Raw genomic sequence first — 19,265 nt, forward strand, 5'->3', positions numbered from 1 at the left:
TCGTTTCGGTTTCCGGCGCATCAGGCGGCAGCCCGAGCAGGCGCAGGCTCGCTGCCATGACCTGCGCGAAGACAGGCCCTGCGACACTGCCGCCGTAATACACGCCATCCGACGGCTCGTCGATCGCCACGCCGATGATGAGACGCGGATTCGACGCCGGCGCCATGCCGACGAAGGAGGCCAGATAACGGTCCGGTGCGTAATGGCCATTGACGAGCTTGTGTGCGGTACCGGTTTTGCCGGCTACGCGATAACCCGGCACCCGGGTCAATGTCCCGGTACCGCCTTCCTGAGTCACGGTCTCCATCATCGCGCGCACTTCCCGTGCCACGGCTGGAGAGAACACCCGCTCGCCGACGATCTCCTGCGGCTCGCGCTTGAGGAAAGACAGCGGCATGACTTCGCCGTCGTTGGCAAACGCCATGTAGGCCCGGGTCAGTTGCAGCAGACTGACCGACAGTCCGTAGCCATACGCCATGGTGGCCTGTTCGACCGGCTTCCAGGTCGCCGGATCGCGCAGCCGTCCGGCAGTCTCACCCGGGAAGCCCGAACCCGGCAACTGGCCGAAGCCGGCGCGGTGAAGCACTTCCCAGTGTTGCTGTGGCGTCAACGTCATCGCCATTTTGGCGGCGCCGACATTGCTCGATATCTGGATGATCTGCGTCACCGTCAGGTGATCGTGGTGATGTTCATCGTGCACCAGCTTGTTTCCGACGCGGAAGTTGTCCGGCGTTTCGATCACGCTGTCCGGACGGAACAGGCCCCGCTCCAGTACCGCTGCCGCGACGAAGGGCTTGACGGTGGACCCCGGTTCAAAGGTGTCGATTACCGCGCGGTTGCGCATCAGGTCCGGCTTGTAGTTCTGGCGGTTGTTGGGATTGAAAACCGGTTGGTTCACCAGCGCGAGGATCTCGCCGGTCTTGGCATCGAGTACCACGATGCTGCCGCCCTTGGCTTTGTGCTTCTCGATTGCCGCCGCCAGTTCCCGGTATGCCAGATACTGGATCTTGAGATCGAGCGATAGGGTCAGATTGCCGCCCATCTGCGCGGTCTTGATCGGCGCCAGATCGCGAATGGTGTTGCCGTGACGGTCACGCAGGATCTGGCGCTCGCCCGCGCGCCCGGCCAGCCAGTCCTGGTAGGCGCGCTCGACGCCTTCCTGCCCTTTGTCGTCCACATTGGTGAAGCCCACCACCTGCGCAGTGACCGCACCCGCCGGATAGTAACGGCGGTATTCGCGCCGCAGCGTCAGGCCCGGCAACCCCATGGCGGCGATCTTGACGGCCTGCTCCGGAGTAACGGGACGGCGCACGCTGAATTCGCCGCGCGTTTTGTGCGCCAGGATTTTTGTCAGCTCCGACGGCGAAATCTCGAGCACTCTGGCCAAATGCGCGCGCTGGTCTGCCGACAGATTGAGTTCGGTCGCGCGCGCCCACAGGGATTCGACTGGCGTACTGATCGCCAGCAACTGACCGTAGCGGTCGGTCACCTGCCCACGGTGCGCCGGCAGCGTAAGGTTGCGATTGGCCACCGCATCGCCCTTGCCCTGCAAATAATCGGTATTGAGACCCTGCAGATAGAAGGCGCGCCCGGCCACCACCGTCAACCCGGCAAGCAGCAGACCGCCCACCGTCGCCATGCGCCAGGGAGCGAGATTCAGCTTGAGCAGTTTGCGCGAATGGTAATTCATGGCGCGTTCGTCAGCGTTTCGATGCGCACACGATCATGCGGCGGCGCAATCAGGCCCAGCCGGGTCCTTGCAAGCGTATCGACCCGTGCCGGATTGGCCCAGGTGCCTTGCTCCAGCTGCAATTGCCCCCATTGCTCATCCAGCACGCGCGCCTCTTTTTCAGGCGCTCCAGCTCGACAAAATACGTGCGTGCACGGTGCTGCGCCTGGATCACCGCCAGCGCACACGCCACCAGCACCAATGCGAGGACGACGTTGAGGCGGCTCATGTCGTTTCGCCCATACGCTCCGCCACCCGCAATACGGCGCTACGCGCACGCGGGTTGACTGCGATTTCGGCATCGCTTGCATGCTGGGCACGACCCACGCGCTTCAGACGCCCCGGTTTCAGCATGGCAGCCGGTATCGGCAGCCGGCGCGGCGCCTGTTCACCCTGCGACTCGTCGCGCATGAAACGCTTGACGATGCGATCTTCGAGCGAATGGAAACTGATGACGACAAGCCGGCCGCCGGGCTGCAGCCTGTCCACGCATTGCGGCAACACGATGCTCAGTTCTTCAAGCTCGCGGTTGAGATAAATCCGTATAGCCTGGAAGCTGCGGGTCGCCGGGTGTTGCCCCGGTTCGCGTTTCTTGACCGTTGCGGCGATGAGATTCGCCAGCTGCCCGGTGCTGCGGATGGCCTCTTTTTGCCGTGCCGCAACAAGCGCGCGCGCAATCGATTTAGCAAACCGCTCTTCCCCATAGGTGCGGATGACTTCACTGATCTCCTCCTCTGCCGCCGTCGCCAGCCAGTCTGCAGCCGACAGCCCACTCCCCGGATCCATGCGCATGTCGAGCGGGGCATCGAAGCGAAAACTGAATCCACGCGTCGCATCGTCGAGTTGCGGAGACGACACGCCGATATCCAGCAAAATCCCGTCCACCTGCCCTATGCCCAATTCATCCAGCACCGCGCCCAAGCGCGAAAACGTACTCTGTACCAGCGTCAGCCGGACGTCCTTCAGGGTGCGGCCAACGTGAATGGCATCGGGGTCGCGATCCAGCGCGACCAGACGCCCCCGCGCGCCCAACTGCGCCAGGATCAGCCGGCTATGGCCGCCGCGTCCGAACGTCGCGTCGACATACACGCCATCGGGCTTGATCGCCAGCGCCGCCACCGCCTCCTGTGCCAGCACCGGCACATGGGCGGGCTCCATCACAACGTAAATCCCTCCAATTCGGGCGGCAGCACGTCGTCGCTGAAACTCAGCGCCTGCGACACCTGCGCTTCCCAACGCGCCTCGTTCCACAACTCAATCTTGCTGCCCTGTCCCACCAGCACGACGTTCTTGTCGAGCTCGGCAAACTTGCGCAGCATGGGCGGCAGCAGCACACGGCCGGCGCCGTCCATGTCCATGTCGTGCGCATAGCCGACAAGCAATTGTTTGAGGCTGCGGGTACGGGGATTGAAATCGGACAAGCCGTTGAGCTTCTTTTCGATCGGTTCCCACTCGGGCAAGGGATAGAGCAGCAGGCACTGGCTGGGATCGGCCGTGATCACCACGCGACCGCCTCCGTTCACCAGAAGGGCGTCGCGATAGCGCGCCGGCACCACGAGCCGGTTCTTGCTATCCAGACTGACCGTTGCGACCCNCCGAAACATGCTCCCCCAGTTCTTTGAAACCCAATCCGGCTGAATTTGATTGTGATTGGACGGGCGCATTCTCCCACAACTTCCCACCAATCACCACTTACACCCACTATAGGGGATAGTTTTGGGGGTCAAGCCGACAGACACAAAAAACCCCTACGTCTCAAGGACTTAGGGGTGGTTTTGGGTTGTGGATAAGTTTCTGGAAAAACCGCCACTTAGCAGTCTTTTCTACCTATGGTTTTAGGAAAAAAAGCTAAGTGATTGAATTGAATGAAAAGTGGAAAAGCGGGCCGATAAGCCGGGTTCTGTCGTGGGCAACCATTCCTCTAGGCCAGCCATTGCTGGCCGGCTCAAGCCACCTACCCGCAGACTCAGCGAGCCGCTTCATCGCCTGCCTATTTGGTGTTGCTCCGGATGGAGGTTACCGCGTTTCACCGTAACTGAATACGCTCGTCTCTGTGGCCCTATTCCTCGCCTCGCGGCGTCCGGCCGTTAGCCGGCATCCTGCTCTGTGGAGCCCGGACTTTCCTCTCCCCTCACGCCCAACGGGCTAGAGGACAGCGGTTGCCTGACCTGCTTTTCCACTCCGAATTATAGAACTTTAACTTGACTGCATCCGCTAATTTGCTAATCCAAGGTATCCGGGGACAATCTTGCCCCCGCCAGGAGAGCCATCATGAGAAGACGACTGTATTTCATGGTGCCGGACGTGGCGAGCGCCCGACAGATCCACAACGAACTTCTGCTGGCCCGCATCGAGGATGGCCATATTCATGTTCTGGCCCGGGATGGCATCTCCCTACCCGGTCTGCACGAAGCCTCGATCCTTCAGAAAACCGATTTTGTCCACGGTGCCGAGACGGGATTGGCGGTCGGTGGCGGCATCGGCATTATCGCCGGGCTGGTTGCCGTGGTGTTTCCGCCTGCGGGCGTGGACCTGCAACTGGTGACCATCCTGCTCACGGCCTTGATCGGCGCAGCGTTCGGCGCCTGGGTCGCCAGCATGGTAGCCAGCGCCATCCCCAATTCGCGGCTGAAATCCTTCGAGTCGGCCATTGCCTCAGGGCGCATTCTGATGATGGTCGACGTACCGTCCGGGCGGGTCGATGAAATCAAGAAACTGATCGCCGCATACCACCCCGAAGCCTTGAGTTCCGGCATCGAACCCACCATCCCGGCGTTCCCGTAACGCCTCCTCCCCGCGCGTAGCGCAATGCTGCGCGACATCTGGAAGCAGTCAGCCGCCAACGCTGACGCCGCTTCCGCCGCGGCAGACTTCCCTGGTCTGCCGTTTTTGTCAGACCACGCGCCAGCGGATCGTCTCGCCGGCGCGCAGCGNGATCAGCGCCTCGTCGCCCAGCTCGAGACGGGCTGGGGCCATCCAGTTCTCACGGCGTAGCGTGATCGTGTCAGCATGGCGCGGCAAGCCGTAGAAATCTGCACCATAGAAACTGGCGAAGGCTTCCAGACGATCGAGCGCACCGGCATCCTCGAACGCCTCGGCATACAGCTCGATCGCGGCATGCGCTGAATAGATGCCCGCGCAACCGCATGCGGCCTCCTTGGCGCCGACCGCATGCGGTGCGGAATCGGTGCCGAGAAAGAATTTCGGGTTGCCCGAGATGGCCGCCGCAACCAGTGCCTGGCGATGCTGTTCGCGCTTCAGTACCGGCAGGCAATACATGTGCGGGCGGATGCCGCCGCGGAACATGGCGTTGCGGTTATACAGCAAGTGGTGCACGGTGATCGTCGCGGCAACATTGGCCGGCGCCGTCGCCACGAACTCGGCAGCCTGACGTGTGGTGATGTGCTCCAGCACGATCTTCAGGCGCGGAAAATCGTTCATGAGCCGTATAAGGTGGCGCTCGATGAACACGGCTTCGCGGTCGAACACGTCGACCTCTGCATCGACCACTTCGCCATGCAACAGCAGCGGCATGCCCGCCTCCTCCATCGCCGCGATCGCCTGATAGGCCTTCACCAGCTCGGTGACGCCGGAATCGGAATTCGTCGTCGCACCGGCCGGATAGTATTTGACGGCATGCACGAAGCCGCTGGCGCGCGCTCGGTGGATTTCGTCCGGCTGGGTGCTGTCGGTGAGATAAAGCGTCATCAAGGGATCGAATGCGGCGGCACCTGATGCTGCGAGCAGACGGTCGCGGTAGGCCGCGGCGTCGGCCACGTTCACCACCGNGGGTTTCAGATTGGGCATGGCGATGGCACGGCCGAACACGCGCGCGGTGTCGGGCAGCACGCTCCGCATGGCCGCCCCATCGCGGAAATGGATGTGCCAGTCGTCGGGCCGGGTGATCGTGAGGGTGTCGGTCATTCTGCGTCCTGCGGGTGCGGCTTGAGTGCCAGCGACATTTTATAGAGTTCGGCCTTGCTGCGCCCGGTGATCTGCGATGCCAGTTTGGCAGCAAGCGTCGGCGGCAGCGCACCCTGCAGGATGTCGAGCACGCGCATCGCTTCCGCATCGACCGCCACCTCGGTCGCCGGCGGATGCACGATGACGACGAATTCGCCACGCACATTATTCGTGTCGGCGGCGAGCCAGGCCGACGCATCGGCAAGCGGCAGCGTAACGATGGTCTCGAATCGCTTGGTCAGCTCACGCGCCAGGGTCACCCCGCGTGCACTGTCGAACACGTCCGCCATGTCGGCCAGCGTCTCCTCGATGCGATGCGGCGCCTCATAGAACACCAGTGCCGCCGGCAGCGCGGCGAGCGATTGCAGCTGGGCACGACGTGCACCGGTCTTGGGTGGCAGGAAGCCGTGGAACAGCCACGCACCCGATTCCACCCCGGCCGCCGACAGCGCCGTTGTCACGGCCGACGCGCCAGGAATCGGCACCACCTTCAACCCGGCCGCGCGGACCGCTGCCACGAGCCGCGCACCGGGGTCCGATACGGCCGGGGTACCCGCGTCCGACACATAGGCGACTGCCTCGCCGGCGGCGATCCGCGCGACCACGCCGGCGGCGGCTTCGCGCTCGTTGTGCTCGCGGATGGACATCAGCGGTTTGGAGATATTGAAATGCGCCAGCAGCTGTCCGGATACACGGGTATCCTCGGCCGCCACGCGATCCACGCGCTGCAGGATGTCGAGCGCACGCAGCGTGATGTCGCCCAGATTGCCGATCGGCGTGGCGACGACATAGAGCGCGGGAAACAGAGGCGTATGATGCGGACTTTCACTCATCCCTGCATTGTCGCAGATGTTGAAATCCCTGCTCGGCCAATCCGCCGAATCGCGCGCCGCAGCCTTCCTGAAGACACAAGGCCTGAAACTCGTGGCGCGCAACTGGCGCGGTCGCTTCGGAANAATCGACCTCATCATGCGGGATGATTCGACGCTGGTGTTCATCGAAGTGCGACTGCGCAGTCGTAGCGATTTCGGCGGCGCTGCCGCCAGCGTCACGCCGGCCAAACAGAAGAAGCTGCTGGCCACCGCGCATCAATATCTGGCCACGCTGAAAACGCTGCCGCCGTGCCGTTTCGACGTGGTCGCACTGTCTGGCGACAGCGCCCCGGAATGGATCCGGAACGCCTTCGACGATATGGGATAATTAAGCTCGAATGTTTCATAAATTACTCGCGCCCTCGCTTGTCTTTTGTCCCGCATGGAAACCTTGCTCGGTCGGGCGTATGAATAACTACGCCGCTCCCTCACAAAATTCCCCTGCAAAACAAAATCCTGCGCGATCATCACGAGAATTCATGAAACACCCGAGCTAGCCATGCCTTTACACGACAGAATTCTCGGCCATTTCAAGGCCTCGGCACAGACCAAGCTGGATGCTGCCGAAGCGCTTGCTCCAACGATCGAGGGCGCGGCACGCCTGATGGTGCACAGCCTCGCCCAGGGCGGCAAGATCCTCGCCTGCGGTAATGGCGGATCGGCAGCGGACGCCCAACATTTCGCGTCGGAAATGATCAACCGTTTCGAGCAGGAGCGTCCGGGTCTCGCGGCCATCGCGCTCACCACCGACACCTCGACCTTGACCTCGATCGCCAACGACTATGCCTACGATCAGGTGTTTGCGCGACAGGTGAAAGCGCTCGGGCATCCGGGCGACATCCTGCTGGCGATTTCGACCAGCGGCAATTCGCCTAGCGTGCTGCAGGGCGTGGCTGCTGCCCACGCACGCAACATGCATGTCATCGCGCTGACCGGACGCAGCGGCGGCGGGCTGGCGGAACAAATGCAGGAGGACGACGTCTTCCTGTGCGTGCCCGCCGAATCCACGGCGCGCATCCAGGAAGTCCATCTGCTGACCATCCATTGCCTGTGCGATGCGGTGGACAGCGTTTTATTAGGAGTCGAGGAATGAACAAACTGATTCGTGTCGCGCTGATCGGCGCAGTCCTGTCGCAATTGGGCGGTTGTGCCGCCGCCGTCGTGGGCGGTGCCGCCGTCGGTACCTCGGTCGCACTGGATCGCCGCACAGCCGGCGTGTACGTGAGCGACCAGGAAATCGAGCTGCGTGCGCTGGCGCGCCTGCGTGAAGCCTTCCCGCAAAAGACCGACAACATTTCCGCCACCAGTTATAACCGTCAGGTACTGCTCACCGGCCAGGTGCCGGACGAGGCCACCCGCTCGCGGGCAAGCGACGTGGTCAAGGGCATTCCCGACGTACGCACGGTATTCAACGAGCTGACCGTATCGGGGATTACCTCGCTGACTTCTGACGCCAACGACGTCGCCCTGACCAGCCAGGTCAAGGCGCGCATGCTGCGCGACGAGCGTGTACCCGGGACCAAAATCAAGGTGGTCACCGAGGCCGGCGTGGTCTACCTGATGGGACTGGTGACGAAAACCGAGGCCGAGGCTGCCACGGATATCGCGCGCACCACCTCGGGCGTGGCCAAGGTCGTCACCCTGTTCGAATACCTCAACTAACCGCCCGGCTGCAATCGATGCACGCACCCGCATTCGAGCGCAAGTTGTGCGGCCCTGCCGACCTGGCCGAACGGGTCGCACAGCTGCCGCACCCGCGGGTGTTCACCAACGGCTGTTTCGACATCCTGCATCGCGGCCATGTGACCTATCTGGCCGAGGCGCGCGCGCTGGGCGCCTCGCTGATCGTCGCGGTAAATTCGGATGCGTCGGTGAAACGCCAGGGCAAAGGCGGCGAACGTCCGATTAATACGCTGGACGACCGCATGGCCTTGCTGGCGGCGCTGGAGTCCGTATCCCTGGTCACCTGGTTCGATGCCGATACACCGCTCGACCTCATCCTCGCCATCCGCCCCGATATGCTGGTGAAGGGCGGCGACTGGACGCCGGACCGCATCGTCGGCGCAGCGGAAGTAAGCGGCTGGGGCGGCAGCGTGCATTCGATCCCGTTCCGGCACCACACCTCGACCACCGCGCTTCTTCGGCGCATCCGCTCATGATCGGCCGTCCATGATCTATCACGACCTGCGCGACTTCATCGCACAACTCGAAAAAATGGGCGAGCTGAAGCGCATCGCCGTCGAAGTCGATCCAAAACTGGAAATGACCGAGATTGCCGACCGCGTGCTGCGCGCCGGCGGCCCGGCCCTGCTGTTCGAAAGACCCAAGGGACACGACATGCCCGTGCTGGCGAACCTGTTCGGCACGGTCAAGCGCGTGGCGCTGGGGATGGGCGAGGACGACCCGAGCCGACTGCGCGAGGTCGGCAAGCTGCTGGCCTATCTGAAAGAACCTGAGCCGCCGAAAGGCCTGCGCGACGCCTGGGACAAGTGGCCGGTGCTCAAACAGGTCTTGAACATGGCGCCCAAGGAAGTGAAAAGCGCACCATGCCAGGAAATCGTCCGGGAAGGCGTGGAGGTGGATCTGTCGCAGCTGCCGATCCAGCACTGCTGGCCGGGCGACGTCGCGCCGCTGATCACCTGGGGGCTGACCGTCACCCGCGGCCCGCACAAGAAGCGCCAGAATCTCGGCATCTACAGGCAACAGGTCCTCGGGCCGAACAAGCTCATCATGCGCTGGCTCGCGCATCGCGGCGGCGCACTCGATTTCCGTGAACACCAACTGGCCCATCCNGGGGAGCCGTTCCCGCTCGCGGTCGCGCTCGGCGCCGATCCGGCGACCATCCTCGGCGCGGTCACCCCGGTCCCGGATTCGCTGTCGGAATACCAGTTCGCCGGCCTCCTGCGCGGCGCCAAGACCGAAGTGGTGAAATGCCTCGGCAACGACCTGCAGGTGCCGGCATCCGCCGAGATCGTGCTCGAAGGCGTGATCCATCCGGGAGAAACGGCACTCGAAGGCCCATACGGCGACCACACCGGCTACTACAACGAGCAGGAAACCTTCCCGGTCTTCACGGTCGAGCGCGTCACGCTGCGGCGCGATCCGATCTATCACAGCACCTATACCGGCAAGCCGCCGGACGAACCGGCGATCCTCGGCGCCGCACTGAACGAGGTGTTCGTGCCGCTGCTGCAGAAGCAGTTCCCCGAGATCGTCGATTTCTACCTGCCGCCCGAAGGCTGCTCCTACCGCATGGCGGTGGTGTCGATGAAGAAGGCCTACCCCGGCCACGCCAAGCGCGTGATGTTCGGCGTGTGGTCCTTCCTGCGCCAGTTCATGTACACCAAGTTCATCCTCGTCACCGACGACGACGTCGACGTGCGCGACTGGAAGGAGGTCATGTGGGCGCTCACCACGCGCGTCGACCCGGCGCGCGACACGCTGCTGGTGGAAAACACGCCGATCGATTATCTCGACTTCGCCAGCCCCGTGTCCGGGCTCGGCAGCAAGATGGGCATCGACGCCACCAACAAGTGGCCCGGCGAAACCACCCGCGAATGGGGTACGCCGATCGTGATGGATGCCAACGTCAAGGCGCGCGTCGATGCGCTGTGGCAAGACCTGGGGCTGTAATCATGACTGCCCGGAACATCTTCCTCGCCCGTCAGCCCATCCTCGACCGCAACCAGCGCATCGTCGCCTACGAGTTGCTGTTCCGCGCCGGCAACACTTCCGGCGCCGCTGTCACCGACGACATGCAGGCGACCGCGAGCGTCATTCATCATGCGTTCAGCGAAATGGGCGTCCAAACGGTACTGGGGTCACAACTGGGGTTCATCAATGTCAGTGCCGACATGCTGCTGTCCGACATGATCGAACTGCTGCCACGGGCCCAGGTGGTGCTCGAACTGCTCGAAACCATCCGTGTCGACGAGGCCATCATCGAACGCTGCCGCGTACTCAAGCAGCTCGGGTTCACGCTGGCCCTGGATGATTTCATCTTCGATGAAAGTTATCGTCCCTTGCTGCCGCTGGTCGACATCATCAAGGTCGATCTGCTGTTGCATAACCAGGACCAGTTGCGTGTAATCGTCAACCAGCTCAAGCAATGGCCGGTGAGACTGCTGGCGGAGAAAGTCGACCATGCCGAGCAGGCGGCTTATTGCCATTCGCTTGGATTCGACCTGTTTCAGGGCTATTACTTTGCACGGCCATTGGTGCTCTCGGCCAAACGGGCGGACTCCAGCCAGATGGCACTCATTCAGTTGCTGGGCCTGGTACTGAGCGACGCCGACACCGTGCAGATCGAGCAGATCTTCAAGCAGCATCCCAATCTCACCTACAACCTGATGCGGCTGGTGAACTCGGTTGCAAGCGGCGTCCACCGCAGCATTACTTCGGTCTCGCAGGCCATCCTGGTCCTGGGACGCAAGCAATTGCAACGCTGGCTGCAATTGTTGATGTTCACCCTGCAAAGCGGCCCGGTCTATCCCAGCCCCCTGCTGCTGCTCGCCGCCACGCGCGGCAAGATGATGGAAGTGCTGGCGCTCAAACAGCAGCGCAATGCCGATTATTGCGATGAGGCCTTCATGGCCGGGATCCTGTCCCTGATCGAAAGCCTCATCGACAAGCCGCTGATCGATATCGTGCACGAACTCAATCTAGGCGAACGTCTTGCGGCAGGCCTGCTGCGCCGTGAGGGCGAAATGGGCGTCCTGCTGCAACTGGTCGAAAGCGTCGAGCATCTGGACCTGGACTACACCAACGCATTGCTGGCACAGGCTGGCGGGCTGACGCTTTCGGATCTGACCACGGCAGAGATCGAAGCCATGGCATGGGCCAACCAGGTGGCAGACAGCCCTGCCTGAACTTCCCCACCCCGCTACCATGACAGACAAACCCCAGGGCAAGCGAACCTGTCTCTATACCACCCGACAACTCGACACCATCGTCGACGACATGGCGCGCCAGGCCGCGGGTTTGCTGACAGGACGCACCCGGGTTGCGCTTGTCGGGATCCTGCGCCGCGGCGCGCCATTGGCCGACCGCCTGCATGCACGCTTGCAGGCGCACTATGGCCTCGCCGATTGCGTACGCCTCGATTTGCAGATCACCCGTTATGCCGACGATCTCACCCTGCTGTATCCCGAAACCCGGCTGACGGAAAACCCGCTGCACACCACTCTCGATCTCACAGGCCATACCGTGCTGGTGGTGGACGACGTGATGTATCGCGGGCATTCCATGCTGCGCGCGGTGGAATACCTGGCCCGCAAGCAGCCCGGTGAAATACGCACCGTGGTATTGGTGGATCGCGGGGCGGCGAAGCTGCCGGTACGCTCGGACATCGTGGGTGTCCGCCTCGATGTCGCGCCACCAGACGTCATCGAATGCAACGTACCGCCATACGAAGCCGGCTTCAGGATCGATTTGCTGCAACCGGACTGACCTCGCTACGGAAACGTACCGCGAGTGAACTATTATTTGATTTGGAATTCAGTAACCTTCGCAATCTTCCTGGGAAAAATCATGAATAAATCCATGCTGACGGGTGTCGTACTGGGTGCAATCGCCGTGACGGCGATTGGTGGCGTAGCGGGCTACAAGGCCCTGAATCCGAAGCCGGAATTCGCCGAGGTTCTGGCCACCAAGCCGGTGACCGAAACCGTCAAAACGCCTCGACAGGAATGCCATGACGTGGTCGTCAACGAGCAAGCTCCCGTCAAGGACAGCAACCGCATCGCCGGCACGGCGATCGGCGCGGTGGCAGGTGGTCTGCTCGGCCACCAGATCGGCGGCGGTACNCGGGCGCACCCTGGCCACTGTCGGCGGTGCGGCAGCGGGGGCTACGCGGGCAATCAGATACAGAAGAACCTGCAGGAAAAGGACACCGTCAGCCGCACCGAGACGCGCTGCAAGACCGTCTACGAATCGCATACCAAAACGATCGGTTATGACGTGCGCTATCGCCTGGGCAAGGAGGAAGGCCACGTGCGGATGGACCATCAGCCCGGTTCGCGCATTCCGGTCAAGGACGGCCAATTGCAGCTGGACGCGCCCGCCGAACCCTGATTCCAACCCGTCTCAGGCCTTGGGCGGCCAGGCGGTCAGGGTCGCCTCCCAGTCGGGCGGCGGCGCGCCCTGGCCCAGCCGCGCGATGCGTCCGACTTCGTTTTCGTACCAGCCCTTATCCTGCTTGTTGGGCTCGGCTTCGTAGGCCCACCAGACCCCATCCGCATCCTGTGCCAGCCACGCCGCCCATGCGGGCACCTTATCGAACGTCATCCCGCGCCCCGCTATCCAAAGGCATCTCCGACTGCACCCATTCCAGCAACGCACGCTGCGCCGCCTCGCTACGGTTTGCCTTGGCGTGATTCACCAGCATGACGAAACTCACCCGCCGGCCGCTCGCCGTATCCACATAGCCCGCCAGTGCGCTGACATCGCGCAGGGTACCGGTCTTGAGATGCGCGCTGCCGGTCAGGGTACTGCCCTTGAAGCGGCGCTTCAGAGTGCCATCGGTCGCGGCAATGGGCAGAGCCGACTCGAATTCGGCAAACAGCGGGCTCCGATAGGCCGCGCGCAACAACTGGTTCAATGCGCCCGCACTGATGCGCTCGATGCGCGACAGGCCGGCGCCATTTTCCAGCACCAGCTTCCGCGTTGAAATCCCGCGCTGCGCCAAGTCTTCGCGTACCGCGCGAGCCCNCTTGTCCGGCGTCGCCGGCGGGCCATAGGCTTCGGCACCCAGCGTCAGGAACAGGTTGCGCGCCATCAGATTGTTGGAATACTTGTTGAGACGGATGAGCGCATCGGTCAGTGGAAGTGATTCGAAACGCAAGAGAGGCGGCGTTTCCGGTGCCATGCCGGGCACGGTCTGCCCGCCAAGCGTACCGCCCGTTTCCGCCCATAGGCCGCGAAACAGGAAATCGAAGGTCACCGCGGGTTCAAACAGGTTCAGCGACAAGGCCTGTTCACCGCATCCGCGCGGGTAGCGCCCGCCCACGACCAACTCTCTTCGCTCGGGATCGGGAATGCTCGGCGCCAGTGCATCCTTCCAGCCATTGCAGGCGGCACTCTCGGTCAACGCGATATCCGAACGAATCGCGACGCCGGGCAGCGCCACATCCGGTTCGATCCCGATGACGTTGCCATCGGGCTTGAGACGCAAGGTCGTTGCGTTGAAATTGGCAACCAGTGCGCCCGGCGCGGCGTTGTACAGGGCCAGCGGCTCGCCATCGAATGCTCCCGGATCGCTGGCCGGCAACTCGAAGTCGCTCAGGTCGAGCACCAGGTTGCCGTGGATGTGGCGCACCCCGCGTGCACGCAGTTCGCGCTGCAGCAGCCACATCCGCTCCAGCGTCAAGGTAGGATCGCCGTAGCCCTTGATGATCAGGTCGCCTTCGAGCACGCCATCCCTGATTGGCCCCTCCGTCCAGACATCTGTCTTCCACACATAGTCCGGACCCAGCTGATTCAATGCCGCAAAACTGGTCACCAGTTTCATGACGGAAGCAGGATTCAGCGCCGCGTCGGCATTGTGGCTGATCAATGGCTCGTCCGCATCCAGTGGCTGCACCACCACCGCCACGTGGTCGAGCGGGATGCCGGCCTGTTGCAGCGCAGTCGTGAAGGCGGATGGAAGCGATTCGGCATGCGCCGCGACGGCGAGGCCTGCAAACAGCAGACCGGACAGGAAACGGGACACGATTCGGAAAAACGGCATGACGACATTATGCCGAATTCCGGCGCGGCGACCGGCACAGCAACCGCCGACGTCGCAGGCAGGGCCTACAAGGATTGCCGGATCGCCAATACTGCCTGGTTACGCAGCGACTTGAGCAGGGACAGCTCTTTCTCGGGGATCGTGATGTCGCCGGCATGCGGCCGGTCGGCATAGATCAGACCGACCGGCTTGCCTTTCACGATGATGGGAAACAGCACGAAGGTGTGCGCCGGAACGTGCCGCCGATACCAGGCCGGAATCCGCGTGGCGATCTTGGAATCGTCGATGTCGGAAATCAGGATGTCCGCATTGTTCTGCAGCGCGACGAGGAAGACGTCCGGCTGGCCCGCCAGGGAAAAATCAAACGCCTTGACCAGGCGCTGCACGTCGTCGCCAAAACCGAACTTGCCGCACATCGCGTTGCGGCGTCCGTNCCTGATGCACAGCACCACGTGTTCGAATCCCATACCGGTATACATGGCCTCGAGGATCATGCGCAGGATATCGTTGATGGAAATGTTGTCGTCGATCAGCGAATTGCCAACATCCTGCAAGCCCGAGGCCAGGATGGATTGAATCTCCTCTGGCGTGCGTTCCTGTTTATCGCGGGCGACGGCGCCCTGTTCGATAGCCGGTGCGGCCTCGTGCAACACATTGGCATCCAGCGCCGCCATGGCATCCGGCACGGCGTCCGGCATGTCCGTGTTCGTTTCCTCTTGTGCCGACGCCTGGCCCGGCGGTGCCGCCAGACCCGCCCATTTCGATGCCTGCCGGGCAAAATCGCTGTGCTTCAAGTTCACATTCACCACCCGCGCAAACTGGCCGATGTCCTGCATCGATTTTTCCATCATGCCGGACAGCTGTTCCGCCGTTACCGGCACGGTGTCGCCGAACCGCGCCGTGAGCCTGCCCAGAGCCTTGCTGTGGTCTTCATCGGGCGTCTCGAGGATGATTTCACACAACTCGTTGGCGAATCCTGCCAGCGCACGCAACCGCTCGACGTTGCTGGCGCTTTTTCTGATTTTCCCGTCCGGCAGCTTTTTCATGCTCTGCACCAGCTGGTCGGGAAACCNCCAGCTGCGTGCGATGCCAATGCCAAGATTCTCGAACGACACGCCCAGCACTTCGGCCGACACCCGGACGTCGCTCAAGCCTTCGGTTTCGACGCGTTGCAGGACCAGAGCCATCTCCTCGGGGAAATAAAACATCGCCAGCATGCGACCGAGCTTGTGCAGCATGGCCCCGATGAAGGCCTCCTCCACATCCTTCACTTGCGCATTGCCCGCCATCTCGCGCGCCAGCATGCCGGCATACAGCACCTTGACGAACTCCTCTTTCAGGTGCTGCGCGTGCGCCTTGTTTTCCAGGTTGTCGAACAGGATCAGGCTCAGAGCGATCGACCGTACCGCATCGAAGCCGAGGACCACCACCGCGCGCGAAATCGTGCTGATCGAGCCGCCGCCCACCTGGTTGTAGAAGGCGACGTTGGCCAGTTTCAACAGCTTGTTGGTGAGCGCGAAGTCCTTGAGGATATGGTTGGAGAGTTCGTTGACGCCCTCACGGTCGGACGAGGCGATCCGGTTGATATCGCCGATCGCTTCGGACAAGGCCGGGAAATCGCTCTCGGCCTGCATCCGTCGCAACAGGATATCCAGCGCACTCTGCCTGGCGGCGTCGCTCGGCCCAGTCTGTTCATCATGCATCGTCATGGTTGAACGGGCATCCTTCCTGGCCGTTGCGCGGCACGCTCCATGCGTCTGGTGCGAGGCCCGGCACATTGCTCGGCAAACAGCCTCAATTCAGATCCTGCACATACCAGTCCATCGCCTCGGCCAGGCCTTCGCCGATGCGGTGCGTCGGCGCGTACCCAAGACGGGTGCGGGCCTTGGAAATGTCGGCAAGCGAATGGCGCACGTCACCGGCGCGGAAATCGCGATAGACCGGCTTGAAGTCGGCCAGATGCGGGAATTTCGATGCGAGCAGGCTCCGTATGGCTTCGAACAGCTGGTTCAAGGTCGTACGGTCGCCGACCGCGACGTTGTAGACCTGGTTGGCCGCGTCCGCATGCTGACTGGTGGCGGCAAGCAGATTGGCCTGGATGACGTTGTCGATGTAGCAGAAGTCGCGGCTGGTTTCGCCGTCGCCATTGATGTACACCGGCTCGTTCCTGATCATGCTCGACACCCACTTCGGCACCACAGCCGCGTAGGCGCCCTGCGGATCCTGGCGGCGGCCGAAGATGTTGAAGTAGCGCAGGCCGATCGATTCCATGCCGTAGCAGCGGCCGAACACGTCGGCATACAGTTCGTTCACCAGCTTGGTCACCGCATAGGGCGACAGCGGCTTGCCGATGACGTCCTCGACCTTGGGCAGACCGGGGTGGTCGCCATAGGTGGAACTCGACGCGGCGTAAACGAATCGCTTGACCTTCGCGTCGCGCGCGGCGACCAGCATGTTGAGAAAACCGGTGTTGTTGGCGGCGTGCGTCGTCAACGGATCCTCGATCGAACGCGGCACCGAACCCAAAGCCGCCTGGTGCAGGACGTAATCGACGTCCTTGCATACCGTGTGGCACGTGATGAGATCGCGGATGTCGCCGCGTTTGAATCTGAAATTCTCCCAGCGGGACGGACCGACGCTGACCAGGACCTGCGCCAGGTTNNTTTCGTGACCGGTCGCGAAGTTGTCGAGACCGACGACGCGCTGGTTGAGCAGCAGCAACGCTTCCACCAGATTGCTGCCGATGAAGCCGGCAGCTCCGGTGACGAGCCAGGTGCGGGGCTCGGCTTCGAGCGTTTTCTTCAGCGCATCGAATGCGGACATCACAGCCTCCAGAGGGTGAAACCCGCCGCTTTCNNACGGCTGCCGGATCGTAGGCCGCCTTGACGTCGGTGAAGGCGCCGCCTTTTTCAGCTTGGCGGTCAGTTCGGGAAACGATTTTTCCAGATACGCGTGATGCGATACCGCTGCGATGATGGCATCGCATTCGGGCAGGTCGTTCCATGCCGAGAGATGGATGCCATATTCGTGCTCGGCTTCCTTCGGTTCGCCAAGGGGATCGTGTACATGTACGTCGCAACCGAAGGACTGCAGTTCGCGGATGACGTCGACCACCTTGGAATTGCGCAGGTCGGGGCAGTTTTCCTTGAAGGTGAGACCCAATACGTTGACCTTGGCGCCTTTCACCTGAACGCCGTTGGCGATCATGTTCTTCACCGTTTCTTGGGCCACGTACGCCCCCATGCCGTCGTTGATGCGGCGACCGGCGAGGATCACCTGCGGGTGGTAGCCGAGCATGTCGGCCTTGTGGGTGAGGTAGTAGGGGTCGACGCCGATGCAGTGGCCGCCGACAAGGCCGGGGCGGAAGGGCAGGAAGTTCCACTTGGTGCCGGCGGCCTTCAGCACTTCGAGGGTGTCGATGCCGAGGCGATGGAAGATCAGCGAGAGTTCGTTCATCAGTGCGATGTTAAGGTCGCGCTGGGTGTTCTCGATCACCTTGGCGGCTTCGGCGACTTTAATTGAACTGGCGCGATGCACGCCGGCGGTGATGACGCTGCCGTAGAGATCGGCCACCTTATCGAGGGTAGCGGCGTCGTCGCCGGAGACGACTTTCACGATCCTGGTGATGGTCCGTTCCTTGTCGCCGGGATTGACGCGTTCGGGTGAGTAGCCGACGTGGAAGTCCTGCAGCCATTTCATGCCGGAGAGCTTTTCCAGGATGGGGATGCAGACCTCCTCGGTGGCGCCGGGGTAGACTGTGGATTCGTAGATGACCGTTGCGCCTTNTTTCATATACTTGCCGACGGTGGTGGAGGATCCGACCAGCGGCGAGAAATCGGGGATATGCGCCTGGTCCACCGGGGTGGGAACGGCAACGATGATGAAGTCAGCCTTGGCCAGATCGGCGGGGTCGGTGGTCACCGTCAGCTGAGTCGCCGCCTTGAGGTCATCCGTTGATACTTCGCCGGTGGGGTCGCAGAATCGACGGTAATGCTCGACTTTTTCAACCGAGAGATCGTAGCCGATGGTGGTCATTTTCTTGCCGAATTCCACCGCCAACGGCAGGCCCACATAGCCCAGCCCGACAACCGCAACAACGCTCATGCTTGGATTCCCCTATGAATATAAAGTCTTTGCTGCCGCCCGGATTGTATCGAATTTACAGGTCCTTGCCCGGCTGCATCCGGCGGCTGCGCGCTTCATGGGTGAGCAAGCCGCATACCAGCTGGGCCGTGATTACGCTCCTGCTGGCCTCGCCCGTCCACGCCGACGTGGCCGACATGCTCCCCAGCATCAAACCGGGCGTAGTCGGCGTCGGCACCTTCAAGCCCACCGGCCGGCCGCCCGCCAACCTGATGGGCACCGGCTTCGCGGTGCTGGACGGGCACTACGTCGTATCGTGCGCGCATATATTCAGCAAGCCGCTGGATAGCGAGAAGAAGGAAATGTACGCCGTGTTCGTCGGTCGTGATCAGCGGATATCGGTCCGCGCCGCGGAGCTGATCGCCAGCGACAAGGCGCGCGACCTGGCCTTGCTTAAAATCGCNGGGGAGCCATTGCCCCCGCTGAAACTTGGCGACTCCAGCCAGGTGCGCGAAGGCTGGCAGCTCTATTTCACCGGCTATCCGATCGGCTCGATACTGGGCCTCAATCCCTCCACGCATCGTGCCGGGCTGGCCGCCATCATTCCCATTTTCACGCCCGTCGCCGCCGCGTCCCAGTTGAATGCGCATGCGCTCAAACAGGCCGCCTCGCCGTATGAAGTGTTCGAACTCGACGCCGTAGCCTATCCCGGCAACAGCGGCAGCCCGGTATGGCACCCCGATACTGGCGAGGTCCTGGGCGTGGTCAATTCAGTGTACGTACGGGGCACGCGCGAAGCCGCGATCTCCGCGCCCAGCGGGATCAGCTATGCCATTCCGGTCAAGTACGTGCATCGCCTGCTGGAGGAAGCGCTGCCCCACGCGCCCTGAAG

19 protein-coding genes, 1 other RNA gene and 2 pseudogenes are annotated in these 19,265 nt (G+C 62.5%); 10 read left to right on the forward strand and 12 right to left on the reverse strand.

Features of this window, described 5'->3' with window-relative positions:
- Positions 1-115 precede the first annotated feature (115 nt).
- The 5 genes and pseudogenes from HZY77_RS10895 to rnpB form a co-directional block, all read right to left on the reverse strand.
- Positions 116-1,690 (reverse strand): annotated as a pseudogene (locus HZY77_RS10895) (penicillin-binding protein 2); the annotation flags it as partial.
- A complete protein-coding gene (locus tag HZY77_RS10900) occupies positions 1,687-2,040 on the reverse strand; it encodes a cell division protein FtsL (RefSeq protein ID WP_363153620.1) in 354 nt (117 codons plus the stop codon). The gene HZY77_RS10900 and the pseudogene HZY77_RS10895, both read right to left, overlap by 4 nt.
- Positions 1,955-2,887: a 16S rRNA (cytosine(1402)-N(4))-methyltransferase RsmH gene (rsmH, locus tag HZY77_RS10905; protein ID WP_296820896.1), complete on the reverse strand. Its 933-nt coding sequence runs from the start codon at positions 2,885-2,887 to the stop codon at positions 1,955-1,957. Before rsmH ends, HZY77_RS10900 begins: the two co-directional genes overlap by 86 nt.
- A complete protein-coding gene (gene mraZ, locus HZY77_RS10910) occupies positions 2,887-3,333 on the reverse strand; it encodes a division/cell wall cluster transcriptional repressor MraZ (protein WP_296814592.1) in 447 nt (148 codons plus the stop codon). The genes rsmH and mraZ overlap by 1 nt, the downstream gene beginning before the upstream one ends.
- A 269-nt stretch (positions 3,334-3,602) precedes the next feature.
- Positions 3,603-3,904: RNase P RNA component class A (gene rnpB, locus HZY77_RS10915), an RNA gene on the reverse strand.
- 96 nt (positions 3,905-4,000) lie between these two features.
- Between rnpB and HZY77_RS10920 the strand changes: the two genes are divergently transcribed.
- On the forward strand, positions 4,001-4,513 hold the full coding sequence (locus HZY77_RS10920; RefSeq protein ID WP_296768493.1) for a DUF1269 domain-containing protein: 513 nt from the start codon (positions 4,001-4,003) through the stop codon (positions 4,511-4,513).
- 108 nt (positions 4,514-4,621) lie between these two features.
- Here HZY77_RS10920 and pyrC read toward each other — a convergent pair whose 3' ends face one another.
- Positions 4,622-5,653 (reverse strand): dihydroorotase, encoded by a 1,032-nt coding sequence (pyrC, locus tag HZY77_RS10925; RefSeq protein WP_296814594.1) that lies wholly within the window; start codon positions 5,651-5,653, stop codon positions 4,622-4,624.
- Complete coding sequence (gene rsmI, locus HZY77_RS10930) at positions 5,650-6,525, reverse strand: 16S rRNA (cytidine(1402)-2'-O)-methyltransferase (protein WP_296814596.1); 876 nt, start codon at positions 6,523-6,525, stop codon at positions 5,650-5,652. The genes pyrC and rsmI overlap by 4 nt, the downstream gene beginning before the upstream one ends.
- Positions 6,526-6,541: 16 nt before the next feature.
- Here rsmI and HZY77_RS10935 point away from each other — a divergent pair, with 16 nt between their 5' ends.
- The 8 genes from HZY77_RS10935 (at position 6,542) to HZY77_RS10970 (ending at position 12,636) form a co-directional block, all read left to right on the forward strand.
- Positions 6,542-6,892 (forward strand): YraN family protein, encoded by a 351-nt coding sequence (locus tag HZY77_RS10935; RefSeq protein ID WP_296814598.1) that lies wholly within the window; start codon positions 6,542-6,544, stop codon positions 6,890-6,892.
- Between the two features lie 171 nt (positions 6,893-7,063).
- Entirely contained in the window at positions 7,064-7,657 is a 594-nt protein-coding gene (locus tag HZY77_RS10940) for a phosphoheptose isomerase (protein ID WP_296814599.1), read from the forward strand.
- Entirely contained in the window at positions 7,654-8,226 is a 573-nt protein-coding gene (locus HZY77_RS10945) for a BON domain-containing protein (RefSeq protein ID WP_296768504.1), read from the forward strand. Before HZY77_RS10940 ends, HZY77_RS10945 begins: the two co-directional genes overlap by 4 nt.
- A gap of 17 nt (positions 8,227-8,243) precedes the next feature.
- Positions 8,244-8,723: a D-glycero-beta-D-manno-heptose 1-phosphate adenylyltransferase gene (gene rfaE2 / locus HZY77_RS10950; RefSeq protein ID WP_296768507.1), complete on the forward strand. Its 480-nt coding sequence runs from the start codon at positions 8,244-8,246 to the stop codon at positions 8,721-8,723.
- Between the two features lie 10 nt (positions 8,724-8,733).
- Positions 8,734-10,197, forward strand: coding sequence for a 4-hydroxy-3-polyprenylbenzoate decarboxylase (gene ubiD / locus HZY77_RS10955; RefSeq protein WP_296814600.1), 1,464 nt, complete (start codon positions 8,734-8,736; stop codon positions 10,195-10,197).
- 2 nt (positions 10,198-10,199) lie between these two features.
- Positions 10,200-11,432, forward strand: a complete 1,233-nt coding sequence (locus tag HZY77_RS10960) for an EAL domain-containing protein (RefSeq protein ID WP_296814602.1) — start codon at positions 10,200-10,202, stop codon at positions 11,430-11,432.
- Between the two features lie 19 nt (positions 11,433-11,451).
- Entirely contained in the window at positions 11,452-12,012 is a 561-nt protein-coding gene (locus tag HZY77_RS10965; RefSeq protein ID WP_296814603.1) for a phosphoribosyltransferase domain-containing protein, read from the forward strand.
- Between the two features lie 81 nt (positions 12,013-12,093).
- The gene (locus tag HZY77_RS10970; RefSeq protein WP_296814605.1) at positions 12,094-12,636 is read left to right on the forward strand and encodes a glycine zipper 2TM domain-containing protein; all 543 of its coding nucleotides are present in this window, start codon (positions 12,094-12,096) and stop codon (positions 12,634-12,636) included.
- Between the two features lie 12 nt (positions 12,637-12,648).
- On the opposite strand, the gene HZY77_RS10975 is transcribed toward HZY77_RS10970, so the two are convergent.
- From HZY77_RS10975 to HZY77_RS10995, 5 genes and pseudogenes are all read right to left on the reverse strand, one after another.
- Positions 12,649-12,849: a hypothetical protein gene (locus HZY77_RS10975; protein ID WP_296814607.1), complete on the reverse strand. Its 201-nt coding sequence runs from the start codon at positions 12,847-12,849 to the stop codon at positions 12,649-12,651.
- A complete protein-coding gene (gene dacB, locus HZY77_RS10980; protein ID WP_296814609.1) occupies positions 12,836-14,290 on the reverse strand; it encodes a D-alanyl-D-alanine carboxypeptidase/D-alanyl-D-alanine-endopeptidase in 1,455 nt (484 codons plus the stop codon). Before dacB ends, HZY77_RS10975 begins: the two co-directional genes overlap by 14 nt.
- Positions 14,291-14,355: 65 nt before the next feature.
- A complete protein-coding gene (locus tag HZY77_RS10985) occupies positions 14,356-15,999 on the reverse strand; it encodes an HDOD domain-containing protein (RefSeq protein ID WP_296814611.1) in 1,644 nt (547 codons plus the stop codon).
- 85 nt (positions 16,000-16,084) lie between these two features.
- On the reverse strand, positions 16,085-17,113 hold the full coding sequence (locus HZY77_RS10990; RefSeq protein WP_296814614.1) for an SDR family oxidoreductase: 1,029 nt from the start codon (positions 17,111-17,113) through the stop codon (positions 16,085-16,087).
- Positions 17,113-18,394, reverse strand: a pseudogene (locus HZY77_RS10995) (nucleotide sugar dehydrogenase). Before HZY77_RS10995 ends, HZY77_RS10990 begins: the two are co-directional and overlap by 1 nt.
- A gap of 101 nt (positions 18,395-18,495) precedes the next feature.
- On the opposite strand from HZY77_RS10995, the gene HZY77_RS11000 reads away from it, so the two are divergent.
- Entirely contained in the window at positions 18,496-19,263 is a 768-nt protein-coding gene (locus HZY77_RS11000; RefSeq protein ID WP_296814617.1) for a serine protease, read from the forward strand.
- The last annotated feature ends 2 nt before the right edge of the window (positions 19,264-19,265 follow it).

It is taken from the genome of Thiobacillus sp., from assembly GCF_013693775.1.
Lineage (GTDB): Bacteria > Pseudomonadota > Gammaproteobacteria > Burkholderiales > Thiobacillaceae > Thiobacillus.